Raw genomic sequence first — 8,320 nt, 5'->3', positions numbered from 1 at the left:
GCCCGCCGCGCCGGGCGGGGGCCCGCTCGCCTCGCCCCCCGGCCCCAACCCCCGGTTCCGTCGGGTCCGGTCTCAGGACCAGACGGCGACCAGGTACTCGACGCCGTACGGGGCGTCCTCGTGGAGGAGGCGGCCGGCCAGGCCGGCGCCCTCGGCGGCGCCCGCGAGGACCTGCCAGGGGGCGCGTCCGGCCGCCTTCAGCTCGGCCGCGAGGCCGGCGTCGAGGGCGAGGACGCCGGGCACGTCGGCGGAGCCCAGGACCCGGGCGGCCTCGGCGTCGAAGCCGGCGGCGCGCTCGTCGAAGTAGCCGGGGGCCTTCACGGTCCGGCAGGCACTGCCGTCGCCCAGGACGAGCAGGGCGACCCGCTCGTCCGCGGCGGCCAGCCGCCGTCCGGTCTCCGCGCACTCCTCGGCGCTGGCCAGCTCGCCGATCCCGAGCCCCTCGACGGGCACGTCGGAACGGGTACGGGAGAGCAGCCAGGCGCCCACCGCGAGAGAGGCCGGCAGCGGACGGCCCCCGGGGCCCTCGCCGAACCGTACGGACAGGTCGACGCCGAATCCGGCGAAGGAGCCCGTGGAGCCGGCCGGGAAGGCGCCCTGGGCGCCCTCCGGGGCCGGCCCGACGACGACGAGCCGGTCGGGCCGGGCGGCGGCGAGCACCCCGAGGGCGTCCGCGCAGTGCTCCCGCACGGCCTCCAGCTCGGGGGCGGCGCCGCTCGCGACCTCGGGCACGAGGAGCGGCGGGCAGGGGCACACGGCTGCGGCGACAAGCATGATCCGCAGCCTACTGCCCCGTCGGCGCGCCGGGCGGTGTCAGTGGCCGACGCCGCAGGCCGGGGCCTCGGCCTGCGGGAGCGGCTCGGGGACGCCGATCTTCGGCAGGCCCAGCAGCACGCCGGCCGGCTTGGCGGCGGCCGCGGCGGTGCGCTTCTCCCAGGCGTCGCCCGCGCGGGTGCGGCGGACGGCGGTGGTCGGGCCCTCGGCGAGCAGGTGGTGCGGGGCGGCGTAGGTGATCTCGACGGTCACCACGTCGCCGGGGCGGACGTCCTCGTCGGGCTTGGTGAAGTGGACGAGCCGGTTGTCGGGGGCGCGGCCGGAGAGGCGGTGGGTGGTGCCGTCCTTGCGGCCCTCGCCCTCGGCGACCATGACCTCCAGGGTGCGGCCGACCTGCTTCTTGTTCTCGTCCCAGGAGATCTCCTCCTGGAGGGCGACCAGGCGCTCGTAGCGGGCCTGCACGACCTCCTTGGGGATCTGGCCGTCCATCTCGGCGGCCGGGGTGCCGGGGCGCTTGGAGTACTGGAAGGTGAAGGCGTTCGCGAAGCGGGCCTCGCGGACCACGTGCATGGTCTGCTCGAAGTCCTCCTCGGTCTCGCCGGGGAAGCCGACGATGATGTCGGTGGAGATGGCGGCGTGCGGGATGGCGGCGCGCACCTTCTCGATGATGCCGAGGAAACGCTCCTGGCGGTACGAGCGGCGCATGGCCCGCAGGACGGTGTCGGAGCCGGACTGGAGCGGCATGTGCAGCTGCGGCATCACGTTCGGCGTCTCGGCCATGGCGGCGATGACGTCGTCGGTGAAGTCGCGCGGGTGCGGGGAGGTGAAGCGGACCCGCTCCAGGCCCTCGATGGAGCCGCAGGCGCGCAGCAGCTTGCTGAAGGCCTCGCGGTCGCCGAGGTCGGAGCCGTAGGCGTTCACGTTCTGGCCGAGCAGGGTGATCTCGGAGACGCCCTCGGCGACTAGCGCCTCGATCTCGGCGAGGATGTCGCCGGGGCGGCGGTCCTCCTCCTTGCCGCGCAGGGCGGGGACGATGCAGAAGGTGCAGGTGTTGTTGCAGCCGACCGAGATCGAGACCCAGGCCGCGTACGCCGACTCGCGGCGGGTCGGCAGGGTGGAGGGGAACGCCTCCAGCGACTCGGCGATCTCGACCTGCGCCTCCTGCTGGACGCGGGCGCGCTCCAGCAGGACCGGCAGCTTGCCGATGTTGTGGGTGCCGAAGACCACGTCGACCCAGGGGGCGCGCTTGACGATGGTGTCGCGGTCCTTCTGGGCGAGGCAGCCGCCGACGGCGATCTGCATGCCGGGGCGGGCGGTCTTCATCGGGGCGAGGTGACCGAGGTTGCCGTACAGCTTGTTGTCGGCGTTCTCGCGGACCGCACAGGTGTTGAAGACGACGACGTCGGCGCCGTCGGCCTCCTTGGGCGCGCGGACGTAGCCGGCCTCCTCCAGCAGACCGGAGAGCCGTTCGGAGTCGTGGACGTTCATCTGACACCCGTAGGTGCGAATGTCGTAGGTCTTCGGTCCTTCGATGCCCACTGTGAGACTCCGGTCGCTGCTGCTGGTCATGCCTTCAAGAGTATTCAAGAGTAGGCGGTCTCCAGCGGCCTCCGTCCGGGCCCGGTGTCCGGATGTGACAGGGAATCGTCATTGCCGTCACGAGGCGGGGCGGGCGAAGGTGGGGTCATGACCGAGACGCGCTCCACCACCGGCCCCGGCGGGCACCCCGTCCACCGGGTCGTCGTCGCGGTCTTCCCCGACGTGGACCTGCTCGACGTGACCGGGCCGGCCGAGGTGTTCGCGCTGGCCAACCGGGAGGCGGGCGGTCCCGCCCGCTACCGGGTGCGGCTGGCCGCGCCCGGCGGCGCCGGGGAGGTGCGGACCTCGGCCGGGGTGCGGCTGGTCGCGGACCTCGGCTTCGACGAGGTCGGCGCGGACGTCGACACCCTCCTGGTGCCGGGGGCGGTCGATCCGGCCCCGGACGGCGGGGTCGTCGCCCGGCTCGATCCGGAGGTCGTGCGGTGGGTGCGGGAGACCGCGCCGCACGCCCGGCGGGTGGCGTCGGTCTGCGTCGGCGCGCACGTGCTGGCGGCGGCCGGGCTCCTCGACGGCAGGACGGCGACGACCCACTGGTCGACGGCCGCGCAGCTGGCGGCCGAGCACCCGGAGGTCGCCGTCGATCCCGATCCGATCTTCGTACGGACGGACCGGGGCCGGCTCTGGACCGGGGCCGGGATCAGCGCCTGCCTCGACCTGTCCCTCGCCCTGGTGGCCGAGGACCTGGGCGAGGACACCGCGCTCGCGGTCGCCCGGCAGCTCGTGATGTATCTGAAGCGGCAGGGCGGGCAGAGCCAGTTCTCGGTGCCGCTGAGCCGTCCGGCGGCCGGCCGGCGGGACATCGACGAGCTGCGGCTCTGGATCGCGGACCACCTCGACGGCGACCTGTCCACGGAGCGGCTGGCCGGCCGGATGTGTCTGAGCGAGCGGCACTTCGCCCGGGTCTTCGCGCAGGAGACGGGGTCGAGCCCCGCCGCCTATGTGGAGGCGGCCCGGATCGAGGTGGCCCGGCGCCATCTGGAGACCTCGGACGCGCCGCTCGCGGAGGTGGCGGCGCGGGCGGGGCTCGGCTCGGTGGAGACCCTGCACCGGGCGTTCCGCCGGCAGCTCGCGACCACGCCGGCGGCGTACCGGCGCCGGTTCCGCACCGGGACCGGCTGAACCTCCCTCGTCATCCCCCTGGGCGGGCGGCTTCGCCCCGGGCGGGCGGCTTCGCCCTGCCCTGAAACACTCCGTTTCCTCTAGAAAGGCACCGATATGTCCCTCACTCCCTCCACCCCCCTGCGGTCCCTCTCCGGTCTCTCCGACGAGCCGGCCCGGCTCTCCGAGGCGGTCCTGGTCCTCATCGACGTCCAGAACACCTACCGCTCCGGGGTGATGGCGCTGGAGGGCGCCGAGGAGGCCGTCGCCGAGGCCGCGCGGCTCCTCGCCCGGGCCCGGGCGGCCGGCGCCCCGGTCGTCCACGTCCAGCACGACAGCGGCGAGGGCTCCCCGTACGACCTCACCGCCCACGTCGGCGCGATCAGCGACGAGGTGGCCCCGGCCGAGGGCGAGCCGGTCGTGGTGAAGAACTTCCCGAACGCCTTCCACGCCACCGACCTGGAGAAGGTCCTCACCGGCCTCGGCTTCGCGGCCGGCGGCGGGAAGGACCTGGTCCTGGCCGGGTTCATGACCCACATGTGCGTCAACTACACCGCCCAGGCCGCGTTCAACCTGGGCTACCGGCCGACCGTCGTCGCCGAGGCCACCGCCACCCGGGCGCTCACCGCGCCGGACGGCACGGTGGTGCCCGCCGCCGAGCTCAAGCGGGCCGCGCTGACCGGGCTGACCGACGTCTTCGCGGTCGTGGTGCCGACGGCCGCGGACCTGCCGGCCTGAGCCGCCGGCCCTGCGGTTTTCCGCAGGGTCACCGGACGGGAACGCGCATACCGGCTCCGAGCTGCGGTTCCTAGCGTGGGGAGGGTCGCCCGGCGGGTCCGCCGGGGACCTTCCCCACAGTCATGGAGGGCTCATGCCGCCGTTCCCGACCGCTCTCGCCCAGGAGCCCGCCGGCGGCGTCGCCGGCTGGGCGGCCGGCCTCGTCGACACGCTCGGCGGACCGGGCGCCGGGGCCGCCATCGCGCTGGAGAACCTCTTCCCGCCGCTCCCGAGCGAGGTGATCCTGCCGCTGACCGGCTTCGCGGCCGGACAGGGCGTGCTGAGCCTCGCCTCGGCCCTGTTCTGGACGACGCTCGGCTCGGTGGTGGGCGCGCTGGCCCTGTACGGGCTCGGCGCGCTCTTCGGCCGCGAGCGGATGCACGCGCTGTGGGCGCGGCTGCCGCTGGTGAAGCCGGCGGACCTGGAGCGGACCGAGGCGTGGTTCCGGCGGCACGGCGCCAAGGCGGTCCTGCTGGGCCGGATGTTGCCGATCTTCCGCAGCCTGATCTCGGTGCCCGCCGGGGTGGAGCGGATGCCGGTCCCGCTCTTCCTGCTCCTCACCACCGTGGGCAGCCTCGTCTGGAACGGCGTCCTGGTCCTCGCCGGCTACGCCCTCGGCGACCGCTGGGAGCTGGTCGAGTCGTACGTGGGCGTGGCCTCGAAGGCCGTCGTCGTCCTGGTCCTCGCGGCCGCCGCGACCTGGCTCGTCGTACGGCTCCGGGGGCGCGGGGCGGAGCCCCGTCACCGCCGCGCCTAGCTAGGGTGGTGGACGTGGAACGGGGCGGCGGTGGGGGGCGGTTCGGGGTCCGCCGTGCGGCGGGAGTGGTGGCCGGGTGTCTGACGGCGCCGGTCGGACTCCTGTACCTCCTGGTGGCCGGGGTCGGGCTCGGCGGCCTCCTGTCGTGGCCGCGGACGCGGACGTACGCCCTGGGCCTGCTCGACTCTGGTGCCCGGCGGCTCGTGGAGCTGGAGCGGAGGCGGCGGGAAGGCTTCTTCGGCGACCGCTTCCCCGAGGCGTACGAGAAGCGGGGCGAGGGCGGCGCCGTCCGCTATCTGGCCCTCCGGTCCTGGACGGGGCTCGTCTGCGCGGTGGTGCTCGCGCTGCTCGGCTTCGGTCTGGTGCTCGCGGCGCTGCTGGTCGGCGGTGTGGTGCGCGGGGCCTTCGGGCCCGCGGAGCTGCTGGCGCAGCTCGTCCTCGGGGGCGTCCTGCTCTTCCTCGGTCTCCAGGGGCTGTTCGCGCTGACCGCGCTCGACGCCCGGCTGGCCCGGGAGCACTTCGGGCCCTCGGAGCGGGAGTTGCTGCGGCGCCGGATCGACGAGCTGTCGGTCAGCCGGGCGGCGGTCGTGCGGGCCGTGGACGCGGAGCGGCGGCGGATCGAGCGGGACCTCCACGACGGCGTGCAGCAGCGGCTCGTGGCGCTCGCCATGCTGATCGGGCGGGCGCGCAGGGGCGGCGCGCGCGATCCGGAGCGGGCGGCGGAGCTGCTGGGGCAGGCGCACCGGGAGGCCCAGGAGGTGCTGGCCGAGCTGCGCGAGGTGGCCTGGCGGGCGTACCCGTCGGCGCTGGACAGCCTCGGTCTGGAGGAGGCGCTCGGCGGGGTGGCGCAGCGGTGCGCGCTGCCGCTGCGGATCGCCTACGAGGTGGCGGGCCCGCTGCCCCGCCCGGTGGAGACGGCCGCGTACTTCGTCGTCTCCGAGGCCGTCACCAACGCGGCCAAGCACGCGGACGCCTCGGCCGTGTCGGTACGGGTCGCGGCGGCGCCCGGCGGCCCGCTCACCGTGCGGATCGAGGACGACGGCCGGGGCGGCGCGGATCCGGCGGGCAGCGGCCTGACCGGGCTGCGCGGGCGGGTCGCCGCGCTCGACGGCGTCCTGCGGATCGACAGCCCCCTCGGGGGACCCACCACCATCGTCGCGGAGCTGCCGTGCGTGTGATCCTGGCCGAGGACTCGACCCTGCTGCGGGAGGGTCTCGCCCGTCTGCTCGCGGAGGAGGGGCACGAGGTCGTCGGCGCGTTCGGCGACGCGGAGACGCTGGTCGCCGAGGCGGAGGCGCTCCGCCCCGACGTGGTCGTGGTGGACATCCGGATGCCGCCGACGCACACCGACGAGGGCCTGCGGGCCGCCGTCGCCCTCCGCGAACGGCTGCCCGGGACGGGCGTCCTGGTGCTCTCGCAGCACGTCGAACGGAGCTACGCGGCCCGGCTCCTGGCGGCCGGCGCCGAGCGGGTCGGCTATCTGCTGAAGGACCGGGTGGCGCAGGTCGAGGAGTTCCTGGACGCGCTGGAGCGGATCCACGCGGGCGGGGCGGCGATCGACCCGGAGGTCGTCCGGCAGCTGGTGGTCAGGAGCGCGCACGCCGATCCGCTGGCCCGGCTGACCCCGCGCGAGCGGGAGGTGCTCCAGGTGCTGGCGGAGGGGTGCACGAACGCGGCGATCGCGCGCCGGCTGCACCTGTCGCTGAGCGCGGTGGAGAAGCACCTCAACGCGGTCTTCGACAAGCTGGAGCTGCGCGGGACCGAGGGCCACAGCCCCCGGATCCTCGCGGTCCTGCGGTATCTGGAGGCGTAGCCCTCCCTCAGGCGGGGTCGCCGGTGAGGAGGGCGTGCAGGCGCAGCAGGGTGCGGTCGTCGCCGAAGCCGCCCGCCTTGATGACGACGGGGACCGGGGAGAGGCCGGCCGGGCCGGCGAGGGTGCCGCGGGCGATGCCGGGTTCGGGTTCGTCGTGGAGGTCGATGCCGTGGGCGCCGAGCGCACGCAGCACGGCCTCGGCGGTCTCGCCGCCGGTGAGCACCAGGCCGTCGAAGGGGGCCCGGTCGGCGAGGGCGGCCACGGAAGCGGCGAGGCGGCGGGTCAACTCGGCGGGGTCCGCGCGGCGTTCGTGGGGCGTGTGGAGGATGCGTACGGGGGTGTCGGCGGCCCGCAGCCGGTCGGCGGCGTCGGCGGCGACCGCGCCGGGCGCGGCGGCGAGCAGGTCGAGCTGGCGGCGGGTGGCGGGGTTGGCGCTGCCGACGGCGACCAAGGGGCGGGCGGCGGGCGGGAGTTCGGCGGCGGCGTCCGAGGGGTCCGGGTGGGTGTGGTGGCGGGCCAGGGCGGCGGCCAGGCCCGGGGAGCCGACCCACAGGACGGCCCGGTGGTCGGGCACGGCGGCGACGATCCGGTCCAGATCGGCGTCGGCGGCGGCGGAGCAGACGAACAATCCGCCGTCCGGGAGGAGTTCGGGGAGCAGCTCGGTCCGGTCGGGGTCGACGAGGACGGCGTCCGGGAGGATCCGGGCGAGGTCGGCGGTCCGGACGGGGTGGGCGGGGTCGCGGGCGAACTCGCTCTCGTCGACGCGTACGCCGCGCACGTGCTGGACGCCCGCGAGCGTGGTGCGGCCCTCGGCGGGGAAGGCCGGGGCGATCACCACCGACGGCCGGCCGGAGCCCTCCCGCGCGGCGTGGATCTCGGCGGCGACGTGCCCGCGCAGGGTCGAGTCGACGGTCTTGAGGAGCAGCCCCGCGCCGGCCAGCGCGCGGGCCGCCTCCCGGGTGCGGTCCCCGGCCGCGTCCGCGTCCAGGAGCCGGCTGCCGAGGTCGACGGCGAGGACCCCGTCCTCCTGCCCGTGACCGGCGAGCGGGCTGCCGGAGAGCAGGACCCGGGCGCGGTGGCCGGCCCGGCGGAACGGCGCAGCCCCGTCCCCCGCACTGGTCAGGTCGTCGGCGAGGACGGCGACGCGGGGCGGGGTGACGGACGGGGCGGAGTGCATCGGCGGCTTCCTCGGGTCGTACGGGTGCGGACGGGACGGCGGCGTGCGGTGCCGGTCCCCACCCTCACGTGCCCGGGCCCGCCCAGTCCAGCGGGATCGGGCCACGGGCAGTGCCGACACTCCCGTGGGACAGGGGCGGGCCGGAGGCTCGGCGGGTGCCAGGGGCGGGCAGGGGGAGCAGCCCTCAAGATCACCGAGCGCTGCCGACGCTAACCGGACGGACCCCCGCCGCCGCGGCAGGACACACGGCACGGCATCCCTCCGGCGGCCCGCTCACCAGTTCGGCGGAGCGCGTTCCCGGGCTCACGGCGGTCCGGCGGTCCGT

The 8,320-nt window shown here is 75.8% G+C and carries 8 protein-coding genes; 5 read left to right on the top strand and 3 right to left on the bottom strand.

All coding sequences use genetic code 11. The annotated features are described in order from the left end of the window. Positions 1–72 precede the first annotated feature (72 nt). Entirely contained in the window at positions 73–774 is a 702-nt protein-coding gene (locus ACFW1I_RS07710; RefSeq protein ID WP_384667123.1) for a class III extradiol dioxygenase subunit B-like domain-containing protein, read from the bottom strand. Between the two features lie 39 nt (positions 775–813). Next, the gene (gene miaB, locus ACFW1I_RS07705) at positions 814–2,343 is read right to left on the bottom strand and encodes a tRNA (N6-isopentenyl adenosine(37)-C2)-methylthiotransferase MiaB (protein WP_384667120.1); all 1,530 of its coding nucleotides are present in this window, start codon (positions 2,341–2,343) and stop codon (positions 814–816) included. Between the two features lie 117 nt (positions 2,344–2,460). On the opposite strand from miaB, the gene ACFW1I_RS07700 reads away from it, so the two are divergent. The 5 genes from ACFW1I_RS07700 (at position 2,461) to ACFW1I_RS07680 (ending at position 6,818) form a co-directional block, all read left to right on the top strand. Further along, positions 2,461–3,492 carry a GlxA family transcriptional regulator gene (locus tag ACFW1I_RS07700; RefSeq protein WP_384667117.1) on the top strand — a complete coding sequence of 344 codons (1,032 nt, stop codon included), beginning with the start codon at positions 2,461–2,463 and terminating at the stop codon, positions 3,490–3,492. Positions 3,493–3,588: 96 nt separating this feature from the next. Continuing rightward, positions 3,589–4,209, top strand: coding sequence for an isochorismatase family protein (locus ACFW1I_RS07695; protein ID WP_384667114.1), 621 nt, complete (start codon positions 3,589–3,591; stop codon positions 4,207–4,209). Between the two features lie 133 nt (positions 4,210–4,342). Further along, a complete protein-coding gene (locus tag ACFW1I_RS07690; protein ID WP_384667111.1) occupies positions 4,343–5,005 on the top strand; it encodes a DedA family protein in 663 nt (220 codons plus the stop codon). Positions 5,006–5,019: 14 nt separating this feature from the next. Continuing rightward, positions 5,020–6,183 carry a sensor histidine kinase gene (locus tag ACFW1I_RS07685; protein WP_384667108.1) on the top strand — a complete coding sequence of 388 codons (1,164 nt, stop codon included), beginning with the start codon at positions 5,020–5,022 and terminating at the stop codon, positions 6,181–6,183. Beyond that, positions 6,174–6,818 (top strand): response regulator, encoded by a 645-nt coding sequence (locus ACFW1I_RS07680; RefSeq protein WP_384667104.1) that lies wholly within the window; start codon positions 6,174–6,176, stop codon positions 6,816–6,818. The genes ACFW1I_RS07685 and ACFW1I_RS07680 overlap by 10 nt, the downstream gene beginning before the upstream one ends. 7 nt (positions 6,819–6,825) lie before the next feature. Here the strand turns inward: ACFW1I_RS07680 and ACFW1I_RS07675 are convergent, their stop codons facing one another. Beyond that, complete coding sequence (locus tag ACFW1I_RS07675) at positions 6,826–7,995, bottom strand: four-carbon acid sugar kinase family protein (protein ID WP_384667101.1); 1,170 nt, start codon at positions 7,993–7,995, stop codon at positions 6,826–6,828. Positions 7,996–8,320: the final 325 nt, after the last annotated feature.

It is taken from the genome of Streptomyces sp. NPDC058955 (assembly GCF_042741435.1).
GTDB lineage: Bacteria > Actinomycetota > Actinomycetes > Streptomycetales > Streptomycetaceae > Streptomyces.
This window is presented reverse-complemented; position numbering and strand designations above follow the sequence as displayed.

Excerpts from the sequence above, each read along its gene's own strand:
- ACFW1I_RS07710 (WP_384667123.1), bottom strand. The coding sequence starts at position 774 with ATGCTTGTCGCCGCAGCCGTGTGCCCCTGCCCGCCGCTCCTCGTGCCC.
- miaB (WP_384667120.1), bottom strand. The coding sequence starts at position 2,343 with ATGACCAGCAGCAGCGACCGGAGTCTCACAGTGGGCATCGAAGGACCG.
- ACFW1I_RS07700 (WP_384667117.1), top strand. The coding sequence starts at position 2,461 with ATGACCGAGACGCGCTCCACCACCGGCCCCGGCGGGCACCCCGTCCAC.
- ACFW1I_RS07695 (WP_384667114.1), top strand. The coding sequence starts at position 3,589 with ATGTCCCTCACTCCCTCCACCCCCCTGCGGTCCCTCTCCGGTCTCTCC.
- ACFW1I_RS07690 (WP_384667111.1), top strand. The coding sequence starts at position 4,343 with ATGCCGCCGTTCCCGACCGCTCTCGCCCAGGAGCCCGCCGGCGGCGTC.
- ACFW1I_RS07675 (WP_384667101.1), bottom strand. The coding sequence starts at position 7,995 with ATGCACTCCGCCCCGTCCGTCACCCCGCCCCGCGTCGCCGTCCTCGCC.